Raw genomic sequence first — 25,769 nt, 5'->3', positions numbered from 1 at the left:
TCTCCATTTCTTTTTTATGCATAGTTTATTAAAAAATATTATTGTTAATTTTTTGCTGCATCGTTGGAATATCTTCGCTTGTTACTGTAAAGCGAATAACCTTCTCATCAAGATCAAGCGCTTCTGCGAATAAACCAGCCAATCCACGTGATTTTCTATCTACTTCCATAATAATTTCTAATCGATCGTGGGCACTTGGCAAAATTAATAATTCTAATTCATCTAATTTCCCATAATACTCTCCGGAAACTGGAATAAACTCAAATTCTTGCGCGAATGGAACTTGCTTACGTAATCGATACGGTAATTCTTCGCATTCTATATGACGCGCTTTAAAACCTAATTGATTTACACTATTTAATACACTGTTCAATAGCGCATTCGGCAATACTTGAATATAATCACGGTCACTTGGATCAATACTACGTTTAATATCAAGACCTGTATGAACCCAAACCGTTTTCATTCCAAGTGTTAGTGGTGCTTCAATTGGCATTAAAAACGAAAATGGAATTTCCACTTTTTCATTTGGCTCTACAGAAAATGGATCTGTTAAACGAACTCGCTCTAAATCATACGATGCAGTTACTTTTTTATCATCCACTTCTCTTACATATGACGTCGACAACGTTAAGTAAATGCTTTCAATTTCTTGGCTAACTGAACCTCCAGTTATATGAACCTTCCCTACTATCTCTTCTCCAACTGTATACTCATCTCTTTCAAGAACGGTATCTACTTTTGCACTACCAATACCAACACTTGCTAAAAACTTTTGAAACATGGGGTCTCCATCCTTTCTAAAGCGTAAGCTACATCTTTTTTCAAATCTTGTACATTTTCATAGTATGGCGCTTTCATTTGTAACATTCGCATCAGCATGTCGCGATTATATTCTTCCAGCACTAACTCTTCATACCAAGGTTTTTCCTTTTTTTCAGTCGATTGATAACTAGCATACAATAAAAATAATACGAAATGACCGAGCGCATAAAAGTCGCTACGAAAGTGAACTTCTCGCATCAAAGCTTGTTCACCTTCATAAGTTATAGCACGCTCATCACCCTCACCTTTCAATTTAGCCAATCCAAAATCAATAATACTAATCTGATTTTCTTTCATTAATATGTTTGGAATACGTAAATCTCGGTGAATGATACCTTTACTATGAAAATACGAAACAATTCCTAGTACTTCATATAAAATTTCAAAAACTTCACGTTCATCATATACTTGCCCATCTAAGAAAATATGATCTTCGAAATTTTCCCCCGGCATATACTCCATCACAAAAAAGTTCTTTTTCTCCCATATGAAATGATCATGTAGATTAGGAATTGACGCATGATTTAATGTTTGTAAAATCACTTTCTCTTGCTCAAATGATTTTCTACCAGACTCATATCTTTGTTTACTTTTCCTTAATTGTTTTAAGACTTTATATTTATTTATTTGTAAATCATTAACGACATATGTAACCCCATAACTGCCCATTCCAATTACTGATTCAATCTTATAACGCTCTGCAACGATTGTATTTTTTCGCAGTGGTCTATCAAATAAAGCTAGTATACGACGCCATTTCATCAGCTACTTGAAAAGAAGCTACGGCTTTTACGTTTTCTTTTATAATGCTGATGCCCATAACCAGATGAACGTCGTTTATAGTCGCTACTTGAATACGAGCGCCCTCTATGACGATAATCACTACTTGAATACGAACGATGTTTTTTCTTTCCTAATAAAGAATCAATAATTTTTTTGAACATCCCTTCACCTCTTGTATAAAATTTTCTTTTAATTATACCAACAATTCTTGTCTATATTTGTGACAAGTTTGTAAAGAGTAAAAAACGACGAGTTAAGCCCGCCGTTACTTTCAATCTTCCTCTTCATCAAAAACTTCATCAATCATGCATTTCTCTAATAAATACTCAAATGTAATATCTGCCAGGTCCTCAATTTCTTCTCTTTTTGGAACGTACCCTCTTTCAATTAGTCGCTCATAAAAAAACTCCGCAATCTCTTCCGTGTCAATTACGACTTCAATTTCCTTCATGAGCATCACTCCTTTATTTCTGTTTTATGAAAAAATCTCAAAATTATGTATATGAGATTAGAAAAATAGTTTTTCTTTTTTTATAAGTCATATCATGTAGGTAAAGGGCATACGATGTTAGTACAAGCTATCCAAAGGGGGAAATAATAATGGAATACCAATACGAAGTAGAGCAAACAAAAGAAGAGTTCATGCATGAAGATCAATGGGCAGACTCTCTTATTAAATGGCTTTTTATTTTTTTAATAATTGTAGGCATACCTTATACTGCATATGTTGTTGTTCAATTTATTCTCTCTTTCTAGTTAACTATTTTTTCTCTGTCAATTTAACTAAATAATTTTGAACAACATCCATAACAATTTTATATTCTTCATCTTTAAATGTATCGAATAATAAATGATAATCATTATAAATATCTAATAACCCATCAATAATTTCTTGGCGATTCGTCTTTACACTTACTTTTTTCGAATTGTTAATTGACTTCAATTTTCCTAAATCTAATTTATTCATACCAGCTTTATCTTGTTTCATTTTCTTCAAAATTGCATTTGCCGTTTGTGCATTGGCAAGTAATGTTAAATCTGATTCATCAGCTTCTAACCATTCACCATCAGTAATTCGTGACAATTCATATATAGTATCTTCCCATGCATCATTTTTATATCTCCATACTTCTGTACGAAAACCAACAATACGAAAAACATCTTTATCATATCCAGTTACTTGCACGAGATCACCAAACGTAAAGTTATAATTTAATTCAATCCACTCTGTGTCGCCCTTTTTCATTTCTTGCTCTGTAACATGCTGCAAAGTTTGTTCTACATAAAATCCATCGTGATTATTTACTTCGTATACGTAAACTCCATCTAAAACTTTCATATTTGTAACTTTCCCAACGGTTCCATATAGCGTAATCACGACTATGTCCCCTACGTTATATTTAGGTTGTTTTTTCCTTGCCATCAATATCTCTCCTTTTTTAAACGTCGTGATTTTGATAACAGTATATGCAACCTACATAAAAACGCTTATCACAGAAGCTTATATTCATAAATTTTTTCAATAAAAAAGTAGAATTTGTATATAACTTAAAAAAGCTAGTATTTAAACTAGCTTTCACTTTTTATTTATGTTCTAACAGCAAGACGTATTGTAAATAAAAAAGCATAATGAATACTTCACTTCTTTCAAAGTAATGTATTCATTATGCTTTCATTTTCCTAAAACTTCATATCGTTATCTCTCTTGTATATATAAATCCCATGCATCATCAAATATAGACATACTTTCTAGCATTCCACTTAACTCTAAGTATGAACTAATTACATCATAGTCTTCAGATTGCTTCGGAAAACTTAAATCATCATACATCGCCTCTGCTAAATCTGATATTTCATTTTTAAATAAAGCTGCACGGTGCTTCATCATATAATGGTAAAATGTCTTTTTCAAAAATATTCCCTACCTTTCTAACTTGGGTACATTATACAAGGCAAAAAAGAAAAAAACCAGCATAAAAGCTGGTTAAAAGTCGAAATAATTCCTTTTTAATAAACGTGGTCTTCCCATCAACTCTTCGTATGTTAGTTGTTTTGGCAAATCTTTCGTATAAATTAAAAACAACTGATCTTCAATTTCTTTTACAGTATGGTCTGCTTGATAGTCCATTCCACATGAGGAACAAGTAATACATGGTGTCTCTTGGATTTCAATGGCTTTCGTACCATCTGGTAATTCCCAATATACAGTATTCAAGCTTTCTTTCGCTTCTGTACTGTCACACCACATACAATTCATACTACGTCACCCTCATTTTTTTTGTCATCATCTAACTTTGCTATTTGTGCTTGATATTTTTTATCTTTTAATTGATCACGCTTATCACGTTTATCTTTTAAAGAAGCATGCGTTTCATTGACTTCATAATCTTTGCGGCGATTCATACGTTGTAAATCATCTGGAACAAGATTAAATTTCTTATCACTCATCAATCCTGCAACGCCGATATCAGAACGTTTCTCTTCATAAGTCGGATAAATTTCTTTAAAGTAGCCTTCTGCTCTTCCTGGGATATAGTTTTCTGGTTCTGGATACGTTGTAATAACCCCTTCAAAGTTACGAAGAACAACTTTATCCGCACTTTGTGAAATTAAATAGTTTGGCTGAAGCGCAATTTTTCCGCCTCCACCCGGTGCATCGACAACGAAAGTTGGTACTGCATAACCAGACGTATGTCCACGTAAGCCTTCAATAATTTCAAGACCTTTCGAAACTGGTGCACGGAAATGACCGATACCTTCTGATAAATCACATTGATAAATGTAATATGGACGAACACGAATTTTCACTAAATCATGCATAAGTTTTTTCATAATTGGAACGCTGTCATTAATTCCAGCTAAAATTACAGCTTGGTTTCCAATTGGAACACCTGCATTTGCAAGCATTTCACATGCTAGTTTCGATTCTTCTGTAATCTCAATAGAAGTGTTAAAATGAGTATTTAACCATACTGGATGGTATTTTTTAATTATGTTACACAGGTTTTCTGTAATACGCTGTGGGAATACAACTGGTGCTCTCGTTCCGATACGAATAATCTCAACATGCGGGATTGCTCGTAAATTCTTTAATACATATTCTAAAATTTTATCATTAATTAGAAGTCCATCACCGCCAGAAATTAAAACGTCACGTACTTGTGGTGTTTCACTAATATAAGCAATCGCATCATCTAATTGCTTTTTCGGTACGCCCATTCCAATTTGTCCACTAAAACGACGACGTGTACAGTAACGACAATACATAGAACATTGATTCGTTACTAAAAATAGTACACGGTCTGGATAACGATGAGTTAATCCTGGAACTGGTGAATCTTCATCTTCATGAAGAGGATCTTCTAAATCATATTTTGTTTTATATAACTCTTCCGAAATCGGTACTGATTGCATCCGAATCGGACAGCGTGGGTCATCAGGATTCATTAGCCAAGCATAGTACGGTGTAATGTTTAACGGGATCGTTTTCGTTGAAATTTTAACGCCTTCTTCTTCGTCAGGTGTTAAGTTAATTACTTTCTTTAAATCATCTAAAGTTTTGATCGTATTCGTTAATTGCCAAACCCAATCATTCCATTGTTCTTCTGTAACATCTTTCCATAATTCAATATCCTTCCAGTGACGATTTGGTTTGTATACATCATGTAACATTGCTATTCCCCCTTTTTATACGCTCATCCTTTATATAAGCAATAATTATGCCAACTTCATATTCTTGATAAGTAAATGCGAGAAATACCCTATTATATAAGAGAATAAATATTTTTAAGTGCTGTACTAAAACGATATTTACTATCATATTCATTACTTGTTATATATGTAAACGCTCTTTTATTGGTGCAAACACACAAAAACCGCCGATTATTCGGCGGTTTTGTCGTACTTGCTCAGTTTATATTGAAGCGTTTGACGAGGAATACCTAACATTTTTGCTGCTTGCAAAATATTCCCTTCCGTTTCGATTAACGCTTGATCTATTAATTCCTTTTCCGTTTGATGAAGAGCTTCCCTAAGCGGTAATATACTTTTCTTCTTCGGAAGTTTCTCTTTCCGAAATGTTCGTGGCAAGCAATTTGCTGTTAACGAATTCCCTTCTGTAATAATGACAGCATGTTCAATCGTATGCTTTAACTCACGAACATTTCCAGGCCATTGATAAGCTTGTAATCTTTCTTTCGCTTCCCTATCAATTTGAAGTACACCTTTTTTATAACTTTTATTATATTCTTTCAAAAAGTAAGACGCTAATAACAGTACATCCTCAGTTCTTTCGCGAAGCGGCGGGATATATAATGAAAATACATTTAATCGATAGTATAAATCAGTGCGAATTTTATTTTCTCTTAAACATACTTCTGGAGGCTGATTCATTGCAGTAATAACGCGAACATCTACTTTTCTCGTCTTATTATCACCAATGCGACGAATAACTCCATCTTCTAATACACGTAGCATTTTTGCTTGTAAATCAAGCGGCATTGAATTCAGTTCATCTAAAAATAATGTCCCTCCATCTACAAGTTCAAATAATCCTGCTCGTTCGATTGCCCCTGTATAACTACCTTTTGTCGTGCCAAACAGCAAACTTTCTAATAGCGACTCTGGCAAAGCTGCACAGTTTTGTGCAATAAACGGCTTATTTTTTCGTTTAGAAGCTTCATGAATCGCTTGCACAAATAGCTCTTTCCCCGTTCCAGTTTCACCATATATTAAAACATTCGCATCGGTTGGCGCTACTTTTTGTGCTAACTCTTTCGTCTGTTTAAAGCGGGAATCATCAGTTACAATTGTCTCGAATGCAACATGCTTTTTCACCATTTTTTTGCTAGTCGATCGTTTTATTTTCGATTGTAGATCTACAATCGTATCAGTAAGCTTTTGAATAGTAGAATAATCTTTCGCAATTTCTACAGCACCAGCAATATTTCCATCTATTAAAATAGGTAACGTTGTATTGACCGTACAAACGTCTTCCCCATTTAAATTTTGGTAATGTTGAACTTGGTGTACGATTGGTTTTTTTGTATCTAATACTTTCATCAACGTACTTGTTTCTCTGGATAATGACGGGAATGCTTCTAATAAATGCTTTCCTAGCACATTTTCAATTTTAGATCCATCATGTTTTGCAGCAACTGTATTATAAAATATTGTAATCCCATTTTCATCTACTGCATGTATGGCCTCATCTATACTGCCCAAAATCGCTTCAATGACTTCCTGTGTCGAAACTGCTAGCAATGTCATCCCCCCTTTTGCCGAAAATCCAGCAAATTCAACGCCGAATTTTCGGCACCCTCTGTGCGATTATAAGCATGACGATTCCGTTCTATTATTTTGATGAAATGTGTATATATTTTTATTGCTTATTTATGGTTAAGTGAAACTTTAATCAGTGGGGCTTTATTATTAACCCGACTCCCACCTAACTTCTTTGCTTTACAGCCGAATTTTGAGGCGGGAGTCTTACTGCTTTCGAATAGCTGGATAAATCTTTCACCCATATATTCATATCTTCCAACTTATCAAAAATGTAGCAATTATTCGCAAGCCTTCCCGTATATGTATAGCCTAATTGATGAAAGGCTGCATTCATACCGAAAGATAGCGAGCGAGCAATTGTATAAGAACAAAAAATAGATTTTTCTTGGAGCTCTTCCTCCAATTTAATTAACAGACTTTTCATGAAACCATGTTTTCGATATTCAGGTAATGTAGCACAATTCGTTAATTCTGCATTACCTTCTTTCACGTTCATTTCAGCAGATGCTGTACTAATAATTTTCCCCTCGAATTCATAAACATAGTAAATTGTATCGTCTTCCTTCATCGTCTGCTTTACATAATTCCCATCATTTAAAGGTGTCGGATAAACTTCAAATACTTTTCCAAAGACAATTGCTAATTCTTCCGCATCCTCTTCTGTCGCTTTTCTTAACACAAATTCCTCTGGGACTATTTTTTCTTTCACTTCTTTTTCTTTTACACCACTTAAAATAGTATCTTCCTCAGTCCAATGAATACTATTTCGTCTTTCATCATTATGATATTTCACGAAGAAGTGCGCATCGTGCCCTTGAAAATAATGAGGTATTGTTGCTTCCAGTAAGAAACCGAAAGAGAGCCATGTTGAAACATGCTCCCCCTTTCCTTTAATAATACATTTAGTGAAAGAATGTTTCTTTGCTAATTCATCGATTGTTTGTATGATGCTTTCAACATTTCCTGTATAGTGATCAATTCTAATACGTTTATTAAAATAATCTAAAACCCCTTCTACTGTATAATGCTTTGTCTGTTCACTAAAAGATTCATAGTATTTCATTTTTTCACCTCACACCAATCTAGTAATGTACATGCAATTATTTTTGCGGCAGCAATCATTTTATCAACTTCTATATATTCGTTTGGATAGTGTGCTACTTTCGTCTCTCCTGGACCAAATACTATCGTGGGTACGTTAGCTATTTGTGTGAACAAACCTCCATCTGTTCCCCATGGCGAAGCTTCTATAATCGGCTCGTTCCCTTCGATTTCAACAAAGTTATGTTGAAGCGTTGTAATAAGTGGATGATTTTCTTCTAGTTCACCAGGAACCCATCTAGCCCCAAACCATTCTACTTCTACAGGATTTTTTACAAACCAACTATCCACATCTTTTAATTCACCAATCCAGCCCTCAAACTCTTCTTTTGCTGCCTCTATAGTCTCATTCGGCGCAATACCACATCTTCCTTCTAAAATTAATGAATCGGGAACAGAACTTGGCCAGCTTCCCCCTTCAATTTTCCCAACGTTAATTGGAATTGGAATCGGAATCCCCTTAAATAACGGATCTGTAATTCTACCATTTCTCTTCTCTTCTAATTTTCTCAAATGCTCTACAACAAACATACTTTTTTCAATTGCACTTACTCCTTCATAACGTGTACCACCGTGTGCTGCTTTTCCTTTTATATGTAGACGAAACCACATTGATCCTTGTTGTTTCGGAAAAAACTTCATATTCGTCGGCTCAGGAATAATAACGCCATCTGCCTTATATCCTCGTAAAATAGCGGCTAATGTTCCTGCCCCACCGCTCTCTTCTTCTATTACACTTTGAAAATGTATATCACCTTTTAGTTCAATACCAGATTCAATAATCGCTTCCATCGCAAGCATAAGTGAGACATTGCCGCCTTTCATATCTGTTGTTCCACGTCCATATATGCGGTTTCCTATTTTCTCTCCACTATATGGATGATGGTCCCACTGATTTACATCCCCTTCTGGCACGACATCAATATGCCCGTTTAAAATCATAGATTTCCCTTCGCCACTTCCTTTTAAAGTCGCTACAATGTTCGGGCTATCTGTAAAACTTATACGAGGTGATACGAAATAAGGGTGATCTTTCATTTCCTTAAAAGCAGGCTCCCAAATATCAAGATCTAGACCTAACTCACGCAACTTTTCAATAACAATTGCCTGTGCACCACTTTCATCACCAGATACGCTCTTTTCTTGAATTAATCGTGTTAAAAATTTTACACTCTCTTCTTCATGACCCTCAATATAATCACAAACTTGTTTTTTTAATTGCTCCATATATTACAACTCCCCTCATTCAATTACTAGTAAATTTGAGCTTATATGAAAATCAGCTGTCGTATGTCGTTTTACATCTTCTACAGTATATGGACTCATTAATTCTTGTAAGACAAGTCCTCTTTGGGTCACTTCCATGACAGCCATGTCTGTAATAATTAAATCTACACATTTTTTCGAAGTTAATGGCAATGTACATTCCGAAACAATCTTTGCATTTCCGTATTTATCAACATGATTCATCACAACAACGACCCGCTTCGCTTTTTGCGCTAAATCCATCGCTCCTCCAATACCTGGAACGCGTTTTCCTGGTACAATCCAGTTCGCTAAATCACCATTTTCACTTACTTGTAACGAACCAAGTATCGTAACATCAAGTAATCCTTTTCGAATCATGCCAAACGCCATGCAGCTATCAAAATAACTTGCTCCTGTAATAAGAGATGTTGGTAAACCAGCTGCGTTACATAAATTCTCATCTTCATTCCCTTTACTTGGCGTTGGTCCCATACCAACAATACCGTTTTCCGCATGAAACATAACATTCATATCTTCTGGCAAATGATTCGGTACAAGCGATGGAATTCCAATACCTAAATTTACAAGCATACCATTCTGAATTTCTTTCGCTGCACGTCTTGCAATCTTATCTCTTACTTCTACGCCCATACCCATTTCCAATTCACTCCTTCCGATGGCACGATATAATTTACAAATACACCTGGGACGACAATTTCTTCTGGATCTAAACTTCCAAGTGGAACAATTTCTTCTGCTTCTACAATCGTTATGTCACCAGCCATAGCTACGTGTGGATTCATATTACGAGCGCTTTTATCAAATACAAGATTGCCAAACGGATCCGCTTTTTTCGCATATACAATTGCGACTTCAGCCGTTAAAGCTGTTTCAACTAAATATTTCTTTCCATTCATTTCAACTGTACGCTTTCCTTCTTCTACAATCGTATCAACACCAACATCAACTAAAATACCACCAAGCCCTACACCACCAGCGCGAATACGCTCTGCGAGTGTTCCTTGCGGAGAGAATTCAATTTGCAATCTTCCTTCATTTAATTGTCTTCCCGCATTTGGATTTGACCCAATATGAGAAGTAACTAAAGATTTAACCCTTTCATTCGTAACAAGACGACCGATTCCTACATCAGGAAATCCAGTATCATTTCCTATTAAATTTAAATTTGTAATGCCTTTATCTAAAACAGCTTGAATTAAAGATGGAGGTGATCCGATTCCTCCAAATCCCCCAAACATTAATGTCATATCATCATGGAACAAAGAAATTACTTCCTCTATTTCTTTTAATTTACCGAATGTATTTGTAATAGTTGTCATGCGATACTATGCCCTCCTTTTTGCATCATCTCTTCCACGCTCTTTACAAAAATTGAAAGTAATTCATCTAACTCGGAATATGTAGTTGTCATTGGTGGTGCAACAAGCAGTGCACTATCCTCTTTTCCTGCTTGCCCTGAAACAGCTTGGTATAAGAGCAGTCCATTTTTAGCAGCAACTGAAATAAGCTCCGACGCTTTTGTAAACGGTTGCAATTCTATTCCGATTAGCAATCCTTTTCCACGCACATCGGCAATGATTGTCGATTGTTGCTGAACTTTCTGCAAACCTTTTAATAAATACTCTCCCTTTTCTGCTGTTTTTTCAGGTAAATTATGTTTCTCCATATATTCAATAACTGCTAAAGCCGTTGCTGCAGACAATGGATTTGCACTAAGCGTATGCCCGCTCATTACAGAACGTGATCCACGTAAAATCGGCTCCATAACACGGTCACTTACTATTGTCGCTGCCATTGGTGTATAACCCGCTCCTAGCCCCTTACCAAGGGTCATAATATCCGGTTCTACACCCCAGTGCTCCATAGCAAACCATGCACCAGTACGACCAAGTCCAGTCATTACTTCATCCGCAATAAATAATATATCGTAATGACTACAAATATCTTTAATTACTTTATAGTATTCTTTCGGCGGGACAACCGCGCCTCCAGCAGCTCCGATAATCGGTTCAGCAATAAAAGCTGCAATATGTTCTGCACCAATTCGATCAATCGCTCTTTCTAGTTCAGTCGCACAAGAAAGTTGACATGTTGGATATACCTTTTGTACAGGACATCTAAAACAGTATGGAGCTGGAATAGTCGGATAATCTTCCAAAATAGAAACGAAACGTTGTCTGCGCAGTGGATGCCCAGACATAGATAAAGCTCCCATTGTAATCCCGTGATAGCTCATCCACCGTGACAAAATTTTATGTTTCCCTTGAATGCCACGCTCCTGAAAATGCTGAATTGCGATTTTCATAGCTGTTTCATTTGCTTCCGTACCACTATTCACAAAAAAGCTCCAGTTCAAATCTCCTACAGATAAATCACTTAACTTCTTCGCTAATTTTTCAGCTGGTTCACTCGTAAACTGTGATCTATAAACGAAAGCGATCTCCTCTGCCTGTTTTTTAATAACTTCTGCTATCTCTGCTACGCCATGTCCAATACCTGCCGTAATCGCTCCAGACGAACCATCAAAATATTTATTTCCGTTTTGATCATACAAATACACACCTTTTCCATGTGAAATCATCGGATACGGCTGACCAACAAGTGGTTTAATTAAGTAATCGCGCATAGCGCTCCCCCATTTCTCCAATTTGTATATGTATATGAAGAAAATTGACGTTTCTTTCATAAAAAAGAATCCTCTGCAAAAGCAGTGAATTTATCAAAAAACTATTATAAAATATACAAATGACTGCTAAATATTATTTTAAAAACAGAAAATTCAGAACTTAAAATGAAGACCAATCTTACCTATACGCTTAAATACCCCTTCCTGATTTAAGATAACAGCAAATTGAATATTTTTTTAATATAATATCAACTTCCCTCAATTGCTGACATTGTGTAAACTTCGACGGAACTCCCGTTATTCTCCTTCCTATTATCCTACTTTATATTGCATATTTTCAAACAAAATTCGACATTTTACTTCGCCTCATTTATCATAACTATTTCTTAACAAATAGTACCACCTGTTTAGAACAATAAAAAAAGAACTGATTAACCACATTAATCAGTTCGGCACGACGCTCTTTTATCGGTATTACCTTATCCAACGCATCACTAAAATTAATAGAAATACTCATAATACAAATCCATAATTCGTCCCACAGCCTATAGCACCAAATCCTCCATAACTTCATTCCCAATAACTATGGGGATATCCCCATCCCAATGGTTCCACTCCTTCCATCAAAGTCAAACTACCTTTCCTTTATAATTTATGTAGGACAATTATCGATTTGTATGTGTGTTTGCCTATAAATAAAAAAATCCCCATTTTAACTTTTCCTTCTAGAAAGGCAAGTTTTTTGCATAACCTCTTTCTAGCTTCGCATATATTTGTAATGATGATAAAGGAGGAATGTTCATGACTCAATCCGAAATTGAAAAATACGGCCAAGAAGCTGCACGTTACGAACAGCTCGCTCGTTACTATCAATATAGCAATCCTAAAAGATATGTAGAACTCTATATGAAATACTATGATGCAATTACAAAACTTGTACAAGCATATGAAAAGAGAGATTCACAAGAAGCGACTTTACCGTCACATATGAGAATCTTCCACACAGCTCCCCATACACCAGCAGTTGATATTATAATAAACGGACAAAAGGTTATTAAAAATATTTCTTTTAAACAATTCAGTCCGTATTTATCATTAGTGCAAGGTAAATACCGTATTGATATTGTCCCTGTCGGAAACGAAACTCCAATATTTTCAGCATTAGTACCAATAATGGGGAATCACACTTATACCCTTGCAGCGGTCAATAGCGATAATCATCTCCAATTACAACCCATTCTTGATAATACTCATTTACCATCTGGTCAAGCAAAAATACGGTTTGCACATTTTTCACCAGACACTCCAGTTGTAAATGTAAATTTAAAAGATGGGGATCATTTATTTGAAAATGTACTCTTTAAGCAAATAACAGATTTTTTACAAGTTAGCCCTGGTACAGCAGATATTGAAGTTTCACTTGCTGATACAAAAAAAGTACTATTAACCATTCCAAAATTCAACGTTGAACCAAATACAATTTACACAATTTCAATAGTTGGTTATTCAACTGAGGATCCAAAATTAGAGACCGTTATACTTACAAATTAAAACAGTCTACACCATTCGCATGGTGTAGACTGTTTACTTTTGAAACGTAATTTGAAATTCTGTCCAATCGTTATCCGAACGACACAATATGGATCCTTTATGTTTTTCTACAATTTGTTTACATACAAATAGTCCAATACCAGTTCCTAGCTTTTTAGTAGTTACAAATGGCTCAAAAATAGTCTCTACATTGTCTGCTGGAATCATAGGTCCATTATTTTTTATAACAATGCAAACAGCCTGATCCTCTTCAAATACATCAATGATAATTTTTCGCTCTTCTTTCACCGATTCAAGAGCATCAATCGAATTCATTAAAATATTTAAAACTACTTGCTTCACTTCACTCCGGTAACCAACGAGTGGAATAGGATACGGCAAATTCTTTTCAATCAAAACATTTGCATTAACTAAACTTGGATATAAGAATTGTATAATATCTTGAAATAAGTCATTTACCAAAAAACGTTCAGATTCATTCCACATTTCTTTTTTCGATACAAGTAAAAATTGCGAAATCCTAAAATTTAATTGATCTAATTCATGTGAAATAATATCTAAATACGATAGATTAGGGTGATCTGTCTTCAATAACTTTACAAATCCCATAATCGAAGTTAGCGGATTACGAAATTCATGCACAAAACTAGCCGACATTTGCCCTAGAATCGTAAGCCTTTCTTTATGTGTTTCATTTATATATTGCTGTTTTTCTTCTAAATTTCTCGATATAATTTCTGAGTATTTTAAAACGGTATAATAAATTAATTTGTCAAAACAAGTATGTATTTTGGCCATAATCGGTTTCAGTTCACGAGCGCTTACATCCAATTCGCACATTGCTTCAAAAAGTTCATTTCTTCCCACATTTGCATTGTAAACAAAATCTCCAATATTCGCATCTGCCCCTGCACGCTCAATGGCAATTTTCTCACATAATGGCTGAAGATAATTAATGTCTTTATCTTCCATAATAAGTTCGATAATTAACTCTAATAAATTCGCTCCATTTTGAACTACCTCTTGTTTAAATGGATCTTTTTCGGAAATTATCATTTTGTTTTTCCAGTTCTCTACGAATTGGTGCCTGTTGTTTTTCAAGTGCGAACAAAATACTTCTTTAATATCCTTATCGATTGGAAAAACCTCCATTCCCTCCATTTCCATACGACGAATACCCTTTATATTTTGAATATTAACACAAAAAATACATTTCGTTAATAGATTGTTGTCACATTTTGTTAATTTCTGTTGATAAAATTTATTTTTCCCTTCTTATTTAAATAAGTTTTATTCATATATCCCTTTTCTCTTCTCATTTTTTTAATTATTTTCCTGTTCAAAACTACTTTTTTTTGCATCCTTTTTAATTCTTGCGTACAATAAGAAGTGAAAGGTGTGAAAAATATGGTAAATAAAAATGTGGAAGACTATCTCCAAGAAGGCATATATGGCCAAAAGCAAAACAAACCAGAAGAACGTAATATGTACTTAACTACATTACGTGAGCGCGTAGAAATCGCTTTAACAATCGGTCAAGTAATGCAAAGTAATGTGTATACAGAAGTAACGGGTAACATACGTTCTTCTCAATCATTACAACTATTCCTAAATGGAAGCATTGCTTACCCACATTTATCAAAATACATTAAATTAGCAACTGAAAAAAATATTCATTTTACAATTGTTCAAAATAAAGGTACTGAAACACCAATCGGTTTAGTACTCTCTCATAGCACTGCTGTAGATAAAGAACATATTTATGTCGAAGATGATATTTTCAAACAAGAAATGAAGTAAAAGGTACACTTGATTAAATGAAATCGTTCCGAGAAACGTAAAACAAACAATAAAAAACGAGTATGGAATCGTAAACATTTCCTGCTCGTTTTTTATTGCGGTGTTTAAGCTCGATCTACTTTATTTTTTAATACACACTAATTTCATTTCTGTCATTTCTTCTATTGCATATTTAATCCCTTCACGGCCTGTGCCACTCTCTTTCACACCGCCATAAGGCATATGATCTACTCTGAACGTTGGAATATCATTAATCATGACACCACCGACTTCTAATTCATCAATTGCACGCATTGCCTTACATAGATTGTTTGTAAATACACCTGCTTGTAATCCATAACGTGAATTATTTACTTGTTCTAAAGCCTCATCAAATTCTTTAAATGTATTTACAGTCATAAGTGGACCAAATACTTCTTGGCACTGAACAGATACATAATCTGGAACATTTGTTAATACAGTTGGTTCAAAAATCCTTGCATCACGTTTGTTACCACCGTATACAACATTAGCTCCTTCCTTAACTGCCTCTTCCACCCATGAATTTATACGTTCTACATCTTTTTTTGAAATAAGTGCTGATACATCTGTTTCTTCATGAAGCGGGTCTCCTACTACAACGTTTTCCATTGCTTTCGTTAATTTTGTAATAAACTCTTCCATTTTGCGTTCATGCACAAAAACACGTTGTACTGAAATACAAACTTGTCCATTATTCACAAACGCGCCCCATTTTACACGTTCAATTATTTCGTCTGTCAATTCAACATCTTCATCAATAATTACTGCAGCGTTCGATCCTAATTCTAACGTCACTCGTTTCAACCCGGCTTTTTCCTTAATTCCAATACCTACTTTCGGACTTCCTGTAAAAGTAATACTAGCAACGTTCTCATCTTTTACTAATGCCTCACCTACAACAGATCCAGGTCCAGAAATTATATTGAAAGCTCCCTTTGGTAAACCAGCTTCTTCAAATAATTCTACCAATGCATACGAAGAAAGTGGCGTTTGGTCGGCAGGCTTTAGCACAATAGTATTTCCAGCCGCAATTGCTGGGCCTACCTTATGTGCTACTAAATTAAGTGGAAAATTAAACGGTGTAATAGCACCAATAACCCCGATTGGTTGTCGAATTGTATACGCTATACGGCCACCTGCTCCTGGTGCAGCATCTAATGGTAACGTCTCACCATATATTCGCTTCGCTTCTTCAGCTGCAAACTTATATGTTTGAACAGTGCGATCTACTTCTCCCCGTGCAGCACGAATTGGTTTTGCAGCTTCTTTTGCGATAATCTCTGCAAACTCTTCTCTTCTCTCATCCATTTTTTGTGCAACCTTTTCTAAAATAGTTGCACGGTCGTATGCGGATAATTTTTTCATTTCTTTCATTGCATTTTTGGCCGAAACTATTGCTTCCTTAACGTCATCTTCTGTACCTTGCGCAATCTCCGCTAATGTTTCTTCAGAATATGGTGCATACAATGGTTTATACGTCTCTACTGATTTCCATACCCCATTTATATATAAATGTTTTTTCATAGTGGTTCTCCTTCCGAATATATGTATACAATAATACACTTCATTTATTTCACCTAGTGAAAGGTCTGACTTGTGTAATTGTATCATAGCCCTAATACATCAAAAAATATTTTGCTCAAAAAAACTCTGCTACAAAGCAGAGTTTACGAACTAATTTGTTCTTGGAGCGAAATCTTTTTTTCATCTCCTACAATAACAATCGATTCTGAAGGTTTCGTTACTTCTAATCTCTTAATATAGTGTCCATCTAATTTTTTTACGCAAAATTTATAATTTTCAATCTCAATGGTATCACCCTCGGAAATCTCAATATTTTTTGTTAGGATCCAACCGCCAATCGTATCGACATCATCGTCGTCAATAGTCAAACCTAATAATGCGTTCACTTCACTAACAAGTACTTTTCCCTCTAAAATCGTTTTCGTCTCACTAACTTGTTGGATTTCCGGTTGTTCATCAGTATCGAACTCATCTTGAATATCCCCTACAATTTCTTCTAAAATATCTTCAACGGTTACAAGACCTGATGTACCACCATATTCATCAATTAATATAGCGATATGTGTTCTTTCTCTTTGCATTTTTAAAAATAGATCATGAATCGGGATAGATTCAATAACTAAAATAATTGGCCTAATATATTGCTCCACTGTCTTTTCACTAACAACTCGGTGCTTCACAAAATCTGTAAATATATCTTTAAAATTCACAAAGCCTATTACATGGTCCTTATCACCATCAACAACCGGATACCTCGTATATTTTTCATGAGACATTTTTTGTAAAGCCTCTTCAGCAGGCATTTCTTTATTTAAAATATTCATCTCTGTTCGTGGTACCATTATTTCTTTCGCAATACGATCATCAAATTCAAATATTTTATTCACATACTTATATTCAGATTGATTAATCTCACCATTTTTATAACTTTCTGAAACTAACAACCGCAATTCTTCTTCTGAATGCACTTCATCATGCCCTTTTGGTGGTTTCAACCCAAGAAACTTTGTAATTAACCGAGCTGATCCATTTAAAATCCAAATGAATGGGAATGCAATACGATAAAACAAAATGAGTGGCTTAGCAACAAAGAAACTCACTTGTTCTGCTTTTTGAATCGCAAATGTTTTTGGAGCTAACTCTCCTACTACCACATGGAAAAATGTGATAAACAAAAATACTAAAATTATAGCTAAAATGTCTGCGAGTTGAGTAGGGACGTTCCAATTTGCAAACAACACATCAAACATGTGCTTTAGCGCAGGTTTACCAGACCACCCAATCCCAAGAGCTGTAACAGTTATTCCTAATTGACAAGCTGATAAATATTCGTCTAAGTTTGTAATGATTGTTTTGACAGATATTGCACGATTATTTCCTTTTGCAATTAAATAGTCAATTCGTGAACTCCTCACTTTAACAATTGCAAATTCTGCTGCAACGAAAAATGCCGTTAAGGCAATTAAAACAATCACTATACTTATACTATATATGTCCAAATACTTTTCCTTACTTACAGTGTAAGCAAGGAAGCCACCTCCTACTTAAATTTATTCAAGTGAAGTAAGCATTCTTATACTCTAATAAAATTCTACATTAGTAACCACCTTTTTATATATTATATGCATACATAAAAAAGATATTTATAATTATGATAATCTAATTAGCTTATTATCGTCAAACTATAATAAGCCCAATTTTCCGATAACTAAAAATGATTTATATAAATAGTATGTGCTAAACAGCTGAACTTCGTGAAAAAACACTTTCTTTGCCGATTCCACACTTCTTTTGTCACACCTGAAGGGAACTTGCTACATAACTAGAAATCATTCAACAGGATATATATAGGAGGGATTATTTTGGAATATAAAACACCATTTATCGCAAAGAAATTAGGTGTTAGCCCAAAGGCTGTTGTCCGGATTGCACAACAATTAAATCTTACGATTAAAAAAAATAAATATGGTCATTTTATTTTCACACAAGGTGATTTAGATCTAATGTTAGAATACCATCGCTCTCAAATGGACCAGCCTCAAAACTCTCAAACTACTCAAAAACCATCTTCAAATGATGTAGAAAAATTAAAAACTCAAGTAAACACAATTGTTCAAAACACATCATCGAATGATTTTGAGCAATTAACAGCTCAATTTACCACAATTACGAGAAGACTAGATCGAATGGAAGAACAAATGCAAGATAAAGCAAATGATGTCGTTACATACCAACTTTTACAACATCGCCGCGAAATAGAGGAAATGTTAGAACGAATTCAAAAACTAGAAGCTGCCCTAAAAAAAGAAGAACCAATATACATTACTCCTGATGCAAAACCAACATATGAAAGAGAAAAGAAACCGAAGCGTCGTAAAATGATTTTTAGTATATTTGGACTATAATATTTTAGACCCTTATTCTGAGAATAAGGGTCTACTTTTTGTATGAAAACAGATGCCCGTAATAAGTAACTCTTCTTCATACTATACATATTCATATATTTTCATTTTGTTAACATAATATTTTTACTGTATTCTGCAATAAGTGCCTGCGCATGAGCATTCCCTTGAATAATATCACGGAATTCTTTCAAAGAATACAGATGTGTAGCCCCTTTTCGAGCATGAATTCGCACTGGTACACCTTGTAAAGTATCATGAAACTGGAATGGACTATCTATCGGTTCGATTGGAAAACCGAGTGTAAGTAAATACATATACATTCTTTTTGTAACTGCTGCAATATACCATTCCGCTTTCGTCTCTAACGCATGCATAAATAAAATAGCTGCCAGCCTTTTGAAATGTCCTCTCCCCCGAGACGTTTTCGCAATACTTAACTTTCCTATTTCATACACATTTTTCAAATCTTTCACTAAATCATTTTTAGAAAACGGATAGAAAAACTCAGAATTTGATTGTTCAGGTACTGTAAACTTAATACATTCTACTGTACCAATATGATGTTCATCTTCTATTAATAAAAATCGTGATGGATTTAAATTACGTTCTACAAACATTAAGTTTCTTTCTTCACAAAAATCTCCCCACAGTTGCTCGAACCAAAAATGCTCTTCCTTTGTTTGAACACGCTGGAACATATTTAACCGCCTTTCCCATCGCCGCTCTGTTTTTGATAACGCTTTCACTTACTATCATATAAGAACAAATCTTCGTATGCAACTAAAAATATTTATGTCTTATTATATTCTGCAAAATGAATTAAATTCCTACTTATTAGTCATTAATACACATGCAAAACCCCTTAATTCCCCATACTGTTACAAACATAACAAGATTCAATTACTCTAATAAAAAAATGATGATCACTATCAAGTTCGAACCGTATAATGTGTCTTTCCGTACTGCATATAATTCTTCTTAACCTAAAGAAATCCTTCATTAAAAAGGATTTCTTTTACATTTTATTACTTTTTAACCATTTCTCAAAAATTTGAATCATCCCATGCTTCCCAGCCAACTTCTCTTCTCCTTGTTTCGTTTTATATGGATATAGTTGTAAAAACACTCCACATCCAGATTCAATTTTTTTACTATGCATATGGCTACCTGGATATACACAAATCACTTCATAAATCGCTCTTCGCTTAAAAATTCGTTTACCATTCTGTTCTTCTACATACTTAATAGACCAGTATTTATACATTTGCTCCGTTGCTTTCGTATTACCGACAGGCTGAAAAATATTGTACATAGGGCTGTATTTCACTTCGATAATAATAGAAGATTTATATACATACTTCTCTTCTTCCTTTACATAACAATCTAAACGAATATCCGGCTTCTTTGTGTCCTCTCCGTTATAAAAATTACTTCCTTTGCTTAGTGCAATAAGAGGGTGTGTTTCAATTAAATCATTAAACGCGACGTGCACTTTTATATCATCTCGATGTAAAATCACTGTCGTTCCATCTTGTAATCCGTCTAAATAAAAATGTTCTTGTATTTGTTCACGAATAGGATTCTTATCTTCAAATCCGATTTGTTCTAATATAGAAATAACGATAAAAAAAGCGTAATACTCATACACTAAAAACGTTGGTTTATATACGAATAATAAAGATGGGGGTTGCTCCGTATGTTGCGGTAACAATTCTAAATGGTGGATTAATTGTTGATGCGGTATAGATAAAGTGTTCGAATTAATGGTAGCTGTTTCAGAAACTTCCCTCCAAAATGGAGAATACAATAAATTTCGAAAGTATTGCACACTTTCATATACGATATGAGCTAATATTTTATATTCTTGTATTTTCACAGAACTTTTCCGTAAATCTGCTTCTTTCAGTAAATGTAGATTTCTATATTTTTGTTTTTCCCTATCCGTCACGGATCCATTTCGTTCAATCGTTTTCATAATTGTTTTAACAGCTTGAAATTCATCTGACTTTTTCTTCTTTTCTCCTTCTAGTATTTCAATAGTTTTACGTACAAAAATTTCTGCTTCAAGTAAATAATAATAGAATTGCATCGTTTTAAATTTAAGAAATGCATTTTCAATACTATTTTTTTGCTCCTTAAATTTACGGTTGTAATATTTCGCATAAAGCTTTCTTTCTGTCATAATGGCAGTTTTTCTCGTTGTCTTCCGCGCTTTCGTTTCCCATTCATATTCGTGTACAAATTCCGCATTCGATTCTACTTTTTTAAAAATTTGTTTTATTCTTTTCATTTTTTGTGGCAACTTTCTTAACAATACCAAATAAGAAGAATCTTCAATATCGCTAAGTGCTGAGAAAGTTTTCTTGTAATAACCTCTATCTAAAATTAACTCGTTTAAAATTGACTTCACATAATCTTGAATCATTTCAAATTGGTCATCAAAAAAGTTTTTAGGAACCACTTGAAACGCACCATAATAAGTTTTATCTTCTATACGCACTTCAAAATGGTATAAGCCACAGCGCCACGGATAAAAAAATTCAGTTTTTCCATGTTCATACACTAATACTCTTTGTTTTTTTTCATTTAATTCATATTGTGACTCTTTTATATTCTTTTGTCCCTCATATACTTTATTCCATATGAATGTAATGTCCATTGGATTTTGATAATGGAAATGTAATTTCAGTGGTTTTAATTCCTGTACTTTATAAATACATTGAACTAATGCTGTAGTAGACGTACAAAGCCGGTTTAAAAGGATAAAATCGCCTTTCCCCTCAGTACCAATAATTAGCTTCAATACAAACGGGAGCGTTTCTTTCGTATCGACGATTGCTGTTTCATAACGCTCCTCATTTTGCATAGCCATACAGCTCCAGTTCTCTACGCTTTTGTCTTATATAAGCTAAAGAATGTTCAAATGTAGATACACGATTTGCAAGCGGAGACTGTAAAAGTGGTATCAATGTCGCTCCCCTTTTTACTTCTTCAGAAAGTAGAGGGCCCACTGTCATTTCTGTCCCCCTTAATTTCGTTAATACACGCTGCTTTATTTGCAAATCAAAACCTTCTTCCCTGCTAATCATATAAGACTGATTATTTTGGAACGGTATATTTTGCAAATACGTAGCGATTGCGCTTGCACATCGGAAAGAAATTCCTTTTGATATATCGTGTGATGATAATACATCATGTAACTTATCCAATAACTCTAATTCCTCTTCAGTATACACTTCGATCATCTCTTTATTCCTAAACCAATTGAGTCGAAATTCTCCCGTTGTTACTTTCAGCGGAGGTTGCTGAACAACTTTCTCATGTTCTATACTCATCTCGCAAAACGGAATTTTTTGTAATGTAATCAAATTTGTTCGATCTAATAATCGATCGGAAAGCTCTTTCGTCGTTTCATCAAAATTTACAGTGCCTACGAAAATAATATTCTCACCAATTTCCACTGAAGGTGGAATTTGATTTTCTATTTCTTGTACTTTCTCATACAAACTCAAAATACGATTTTTCTTTTCAAGTTGAAGAACGGATAGAAACGGAGTAAACCAATGCTCAATATGTGACATGTTCATTTCATCGAACACAATTATATACAATTGATTTGGATTTTCTTTAGCCTTTAACAATGTCCGAACTAACTTCGTTTCACTTTCAATAAAATTACCATTCGGATGAAGGTAACCGAGAATATCATGTGGTTCTTGATACGATGGTGAAATCGGAATCCAAATTAATTCTTCCCCATAACGTAAACCAAGTGATTCTGCATAAGCTTGCACAAAGCGTGATTTCCCAACACCTGGTATACCACCAACAATTGTTAACATATTGGTTTTAATACTAATGTGAAAATTATATATATCTGTATCATCCAAATATAACCCTTTATTACGAACCATACTTTGTACATACTGCAAAAAAGAGGATTCACGCTCATCCCATTCCCAGTCATCCTTTTGCATTTTAATATCTTCTACTTCAACTAACTTACCTTCTTCAGCAATTCGTTTATTTAGTTGGTCATACACATTTTCACTTACAAAATATAAATGATCATCTACTGCTATTTCTACATGTTTCATCCAATCGTTTATTTCAATATATTTGCATTCTTTTCTTTGCTCAAAATATGAAATTGAACTTATTGATGATTTTAACGATAAATTTCCATATAGCCTTCCTTCATGCCACAATAATTCTGGAGGCTCAAAGTCTTTTGGTAATTTAGGCATAAGAAATGATAAATAACCGTTGCTTAACTTCCGTTCCAAAGACGCTCTCTTTTTATAATTTGAGACCTTTGGTGAAGGAATCACTTTATATGAAGATGCTATTTCCCGAGGCTCTTCTGTGCATATTAATTCCAGAAATAAATTTCCACGATCATAATAAAGACGAAACATAACCAGTTGCTTTTCTAATTTATGCTTCTTTAAATCAGTAAAGATTTTTTCATTCTTTTTATTACTGCATAATCCTTCAAACAAATATTTTCCAGTCGGAAATAACTCTTGTAAAGTTAAAGGTATTGAAGAAAGACATTGTACAAAGAAATTTTCTCCATTCTTCTCTCCCTCAGCTTTTGCAAACTTCCCAATAAACCTCATATAATACATTCGCTTTATAAAACTTGGATGAAGAGCTTTATGTAATTTCAACGTAGTCACCTTCTTTTTTTCATACTATTCTTATTGTATGAACTACAATCTAAAACTAGAAATAAAAAACCTGACGTCATCCGTCAGGTTCAAAATTAAAACGTATATTAATGAGAAGGAAATGCTTTTTTTTCTTGTAAAATGGCATTATGAGCGATTTTCATTTTAGCAAGTACGTACCGTAATCGATCTTCGGCATTTTCATCTTTATTTTGCTGCAAACTCGCCAAATTCTCTACAGAACTCGCTAAATTTTCAATCACGCCTCGAAGTTCAGGATGATGATTAAAAAAAGATTCTTGTACTAATACTTTCCTTAAATCACTAGCTAAATCCATAATTCTAGACAACTGTTCTTTTTCTTCCATTTTCATCCCTCCTGAATATCTTATGTATTAAATATTCTCTAGACAAGGAAAAAAGCCCTTTAAATTAAAAGGACTTTTACATTTTTATAGTTCCTGTCAGTAACATATAAAGTGATGTAATAGCTGCAATAACAATTGCCCACATCACATATCGCTCTTTACCTGCAAAACAACGATTCCCTTTTTCTTTTCTTGCAAACATATACACGAGAATCCCAATACCATATACGATTGAAACAAGCAATAAATTCTTTAAACCAGCTGCATAAATTAACCATACAGAGTATAGGGAAGCAATTAATGCTAACAATCCATTTTTTACTCTCGCAACTTTCAGCTCTTTCGTGATGACTAATTTCAATTGAAATAGCGCTGATAATAAGTACGGCAGTAATATAGATGTTGACGCAATAAAATACATAATTTGATATGTCGATTGTGAAAACAGAACGATTATAAATATAGTTTGGGCAACGATATTTGAAATCCACAATGCCATATGCGGCGTTTGCTTCTTATTTGTTTTCGTGAAGACTTTCGGGAATACTCCATCTTTCCCTGCTACGTGAGAGATTTCAGAAACAAGTAAAAACCAGCCAATTAATGTACCTACTAGTGAAGCAACTAAACCGATGTTAATCGCAACTGCCCCCCATGGTCCCACAACATGTTCTAATACATGTCCCATTGAAGGAGTTTCTAACACTGAAAGTTCATTTCTCGTCATAGCTCCCATTGATAGCACCGAGATTAAAATATAAATAGACATAACCAAAATTAATCCAAGTACTGTCGCTTTTCCAACATCTCTGCTATTTTTAGCTCTTCCAGATAATACAACTGCTCCCTCGACCCCAATGAACACCCAAAGAGTTACAAGCATTGTATTTTTCACTTGACCAAGTACAGAGGAAACTGAGATTGTTCCTTCTCCCCAAAAGTCATGTGTAAATGTATCCCAACGAAACGCTGTTACCATTACGACAATAAATAATAAAATCGGAACTAATTTCCCAATCGTTGCGATAACATTCATAATGGAGGCTTCACGGATTCCAAATAAGATAAGAAAATGAAGTGTCCATAATAAAAGTGATGCACCAACGATAGACGCAACATTATTTCCTCCTTTAAAAATTGGGAAGAAATAACCTAATGTGCTAAACAGCAACATAATTGTTGCGACATTCCCTAATATTCCTGCCAGCCAGTATCCCCAAGCACTATTAAATCCAATATATTCACCGAAACCAGCACGTGCATAACTATAAATACCGCCCTCAAGCTCCGGTTTTTGTCTTGCTAACGTTTGATATACGAGCGCAAGTGGAATCATTCCCATTGCTGTAATACACCAACCAATTATCGTTGCACCACTATTTGCTCCTACTGCTAAATCATGCGGTAAACTAAAAACACCGCCACCAACCATCGTTCCAACTACTAATGCGATTAACGGAAAAAATCCTAACTTCTTTTCTATTTGTACCACCCCATCTGTCATTCTAGGTGTTATGTTCGTTCAACTATTAAAGTCACC

At 34.4% G+C, this 25,769-nt stretch carries 26 protein-coding genes; 4 read left to right on the top strand and 22 right to left on the bottom strand.

Going from position 1 to position 25,769, the window contains the following annotated elements; translation table 11 throughout:
- Positions 1 to 28: 28 nt before the first annotated feature.
- The 4 genes from NSQ69_RS11320 to NSQ69_RS11305 all read right to left on the bottom strand — a co-directional run bounded on the left by NSQ69_RS11320 (position 29) and on the right by NSQ69_RS11305 (position 2,059).
- The gene (locus NSQ69_RS11320; RefSeq protein ID WP_002127254.1) at positions 29 to 784 is read right to left on the bottom strand and encodes a sporulation protein; all 756 of its coding nucleotides are present in this window, start codon (positions 782 to 784) and stop codon (positions 29 to 31) included.
- A complete protein-coding gene (locus NSQ69_RS11315; RefSeq protein ID WP_002127253.1) occupies positions 766 to 1,587 on the bottom strand; it encodes a serine/threonine protein kinase in 822 nt (273 codons plus the stop codon). The genes NSQ69_RS11320 and NSQ69_RS11315 overlap by 19 nt, the downstream gene beginning before the upstream one ends.
- Positions 1,587 to 1,769 (bottom strand): hypothetical protein, encoded by a 183-nt coding sequence (locus NSQ69_RS11310; protein WP_000473368.1) that lies wholly within the window; start codon positions 1,767 to 1,769, stop codon positions 1,587 to 1,589. Before NSQ69_RS11310 ends, NSQ69_RS11315 begins: the two co-directional genes overlap by 1 nt.
- A gap of 110 nt (positions 1,770 to 1,879) precedes the next feature.
- Entirely contained in the window at positions 1,880 to 2,059 is a 180-nt protein-coding gene (locus NSQ69_RS11305; protein WP_002012644.1) for a YozD family protein, read from the bottom strand.
- Between the two features lie 149 nt (positions 2,060 to 2,208).
- Here NSQ69_RS11305 and NSQ69_RS11300 point away from each other — a divergent pair, with 149 nt between their 5' ends.
- Entirely contained in the window at positions 2,209 to 2,364 is a 156-nt protein-coding gene (locus NSQ69_RS11300) for a DUF3930 family protein (protein ID WP_002018281.1), read from the top strand.
- Positions 2,365 to 2,368: 4 nt separating this feature from the next.
- Here NSQ69_RS11300 and NSQ69_RS11295 read toward each other — a convergent pair whose 3' ends face one another.
- The 10 genes from NSQ69_RS11295 to NSQ69_RS11250 all read right to left on the bottom strand — a co-directional run bounded on the left by NSQ69_RS11295 (position 2,369) and on the right by NSQ69_RS11250 (position 11,887).
- On the bottom strand, positions 2,369 to 3,031 hold the full coding sequence (locus tag NSQ69_RS11295) for a hypothetical protein (RefSeq protein WP_002012647.1): 663 nt from the start codon (positions 3,029 to 3,031) through the stop codon (positions 2,369 to 2,371).
- A gap of 273 nt (positions 3,032 to 3,304) precedes the next feature.
- Positions 3,305 to 3,520, bottom strand: coding sequence for a YozE family protein (locus NSQ69_RS11290; protein WP_002085796.1), 216 nt, complete (start codon positions 3,518 to 3,520; stop codon positions 3,305 to 3,307).
- 72 nt (positions 3,521 to 3,592) lie between these two features.
- The gene (locus tag NSQ69_RS11285; RefSeq protein ID WP_002085797.1) at positions 3,593 to 3,865 is read right to left on the bottom strand and encodes a YokU family protein; all 273 of its coding nucleotides are present in this window, start codon (positions 3,863 to 3,865) and stop codon (positions 3,593 to 3,595) included.
- Positions 3,862 to 5,280 (bottom strand): lysine 2,3-aminomutase, encoded by a 1,419-nt coding sequence (gene ablA / locus NSQ69_RS11280; RefSeq protein WP_002012651.1) that lies wholly within the window; start codon positions 5,278 to 5,280, stop codon positions 3,862 to 3,864. Before ablA ends, NSQ69_RS11285 begins: the two co-directional genes overlap by 4 nt.
- A 210-nt stretch (positions 5,281 to 5,490) precedes the next feature.
- Complete coding sequence (rocR, locus tag NSQ69_RS11275) at positions 5,491 to 6,876, bottom strand: arginine utilization transcriptional regulator RocR (RefSeq protein WP_088291404.1); 1,386 nt, start codon at positions 6,874 to 6,876, stop codon at positions 5,491 to 5,493.
- A gap of 178 nt (positions 6,877 to 7,054) precedes the next feature.
- Positions 7,055 to 7,954, bottom strand: coding sequence for a putative beta-lysine N-acetyltransferase (gene ablB, locus NSQ69_RS11270; RefSeq protein ID WP_002127248.1), 900 nt, complete (start codon positions 7,952 to 7,954; stop codon positions 7,055 to 7,057).
- Positions 7,951 to 9,219 (bottom strand): peptidase, encoded by a 1,269-nt coding sequence (locus tag NSQ69_RS11265; RefSeq protein WP_002127247.1) that lies wholly within the window; start codon positions 9,217 to 9,219, stop codon positions 7,951 to 7,953. The genes ablB and NSQ69_RS11265 overlap by 4 nt, the downstream gene beginning before the upstream one ends.
- A gap of 15 nt (positions 9,220 to 9,234) precedes the next feature.
- A complete protein-coding gene (locus NSQ69_RS11260; RefSeq protein WP_002127246.1) occupies positions 9,235 to 9,897 on the bottom strand; it encodes a CoA transferase subunit B in 663 nt (220 codons plus the stop codon).
- A complete protein-coding gene (gene atoD / locus NSQ69_RS11255; protein ID WP_341099245.1) occupies positions 9,882 to 10,580 on the bottom strand; it encodes an acetate CoA-transferase subunit alpha in 699 nt (232 codons plus the stop codon). The genes NSQ69_RS11260 and atoD overlap by 16 nt, the downstream gene beginning before the upstream one ends.
- Positions 10,577 to 11,887, bottom strand: coding sequence for an aspartate aminotransferase family protein (locus NSQ69_RS11250; protein ID WP_002185938.1), 1,311 nt, complete (start codon positions 11,885 to 11,887; stop codon positions 10,577 to 10,579). Before NSQ69_RS11250 ends, atoD begins: the two co-directional genes overlap by 4 nt.
- A gap of 801 nt (positions 11,888 to 12,688) precedes the next feature.
- On the opposite strand from NSQ69_RS11250, the gene NSQ69_RS11245 reads away from it, so the two are divergent.
- Positions 12,689 to 13,438, top strand: coding sequence for a DUF4397 domain-containing protein (locus NSQ69_RS11245; RefSeq protein ID WP_002012659.1), 750 nt, complete (start codon positions 12,689 to 12,691; stop codon positions 13,436 to 13,438).
- A 33-nt stretch (positions 13,439 to 13,471) separates the two neighbouring features.
- Here NSQ69_RS11245 and NSQ69_RS11240 read toward each other — a convergent pair whose 3' ends face one another.
- The gene (locus tag NSQ69_RS11240; protein ID WP_341099243.1) at positions 13,472 to 14,605 is read right to left on the bottom strand and encodes a BA2291 family sporulation histidine kinase; all 1,134 of its coding nucleotides are present in this window, start codon (positions 14,603 to 14,605) and stop codon (positions 13,472 to 13,474) included.
- A 240-nt stretch (positions 14,606 to 14,845) separates the two neighbouring features.
- Between NSQ69_RS11240 and NSQ69_RS11235 the strand changes: the two genes are divergently transcribed.
- A complete protein-coding gene (locus tag NSQ69_RS11235; RefSeq protein WP_002141658.1) occupies positions 14,846 to 15,238 on the top strand; it encodes a YueI family protein in 393 nt (130 codons plus the stop codon).
- 120 nt (positions 15,239 to 15,358) lie between these two features.
- Here NSQ69_RS11235 and NSQ69_RS11230 read toward each other — a convergent pair whose 3' ends face one another.
- Complete coding sequence (locus NSQ69_RS11230) at positions 15,359 to 16,783, bottom strand: aldehyde dehydrogenase family protein (RefSeq protein ID WP_002085816.1); 1,425 nt, start codon at positions 16,781 to 16,783, stop codon at positions 15,359 to 15,361.
- A 143-nt stretch (positions 16,784 to 16,926) separates the two neighbouring features.
- On the bottom strand, positions 16,927 to 18,282 hold the full coding sequence (locus NSQ69_RS11225) for a hemolysin family protein (RefSeq protein ID WP_002127238.1): 1,356 nt from the start codon (positions 18,280 to 18,282) through the stop codon (positions 16,927 to 16,929).
- 363 nt (positions 18,283 to 18,645) lie between these two features.
- On the opposite strand from NSQ69_RS11225, the gene racA reads away from it, so the two are divergent.
- Positions 18,646 to 19,188, top strand: coding sequence for a chromosome-anchoring protein RacA (racA, locus tag NSQ69_RS11220; RefSeq protein ID WP_002012665.1), 543 nt, complete (start codon positions 18,646 to 18,648; stop codon positions 19,186 to 19,188).
- A 101-nt stretch (positions 19,189 to 19,289) separates the two neighbouring features.
- Here racA and NSQ69_RS11215 read toward each other — a convergent pair whose 3' ends face one another.
- The 5 genes from NSQ69_RS11215 to NSQ69_RS11195 form a co-directional block, all read right to left on the bottom strand.
- Complete coding sequence (locus tag NSQ69_RS11215; protein WP_002085820.1) at positions 19,290 to 19,886, bottom strand: hypothetical protein; 597 nt, start codon at positions 19,884 to 19,886, stop codon at positions 19,290 to 19,292.
- A 317-nt stretch (positions 19,887 to 20,203) separates the two neighbouring features.
- The gene (locus tag NSQ69_RS11210; protein ID WP_002165879.1) at positions 20,204 to 22,054 is read right to left on the bottom strand and encodes a hypothetical protein; all 1,851 of its coding nucleotides are present in this window, start codon (positions 22,052 to 22,054) and stop codon (positions 20,204 to 20,206) included.
- The gene (locus tag NSQ69_RS11205; RefSeq protein ID WP_341099242.1) at positions 22,044 to 23,861 is read right to left on the bottom strand and encodes an AAA family ATPase; all 1,818 of its coding nucleotides are present in this window, start codon (positions 23,859 to 23,861) and stop codon (positions 22,044 to 22,046) included. Before NSQ69_RS11205 ends, NSQ69_RS11210 begins: the two co-directional genes overlap by 11 nt.
- A 107-nt stretch (positions 23,862 to 23,968) precedes the next feature.
- A complete protein-coding gene (locus tag NSQ69_RS11200; RefSeq protein WP_002085825.1) occupies positions 23,969 to 24,229 on the bottom strand; it encodes a hypothetical protein in 261 nt (86 codons plus the stop codon).
- Between the two features lie 76 nt (positions 24,230 to 24,305).
- Complete coding sequence (locus NSQ69_RS11195; RefSeq protein ID WP_078203243.1) at positions 24,306 to 25,733, bottom strand: basic amino acid/polyamine antiporter; 1,428 nt, start codon at positions 25,731 to 25,733, stop codon at positions 24,306 to 24,308.
- Positions 25,734 to 25,769 lie beyond the last annotated feature (36 nt).

The sequence above is a fragment of the Bacillus sp. FSL R10-2201 genome, assembly GCF_038008665.1.
In the GTDB taxonomy this organism is placed as follows: Bacteria; Bacillota; Bacilli; order Bacillales; family Bacillaceae_G; genus Bacillus_A; species Bacillus_A mycoides.
Note: the sequence above shows the minus strand (reverse complement) of the source record. Positions and strands in the feature narration are given on the sequence as shown.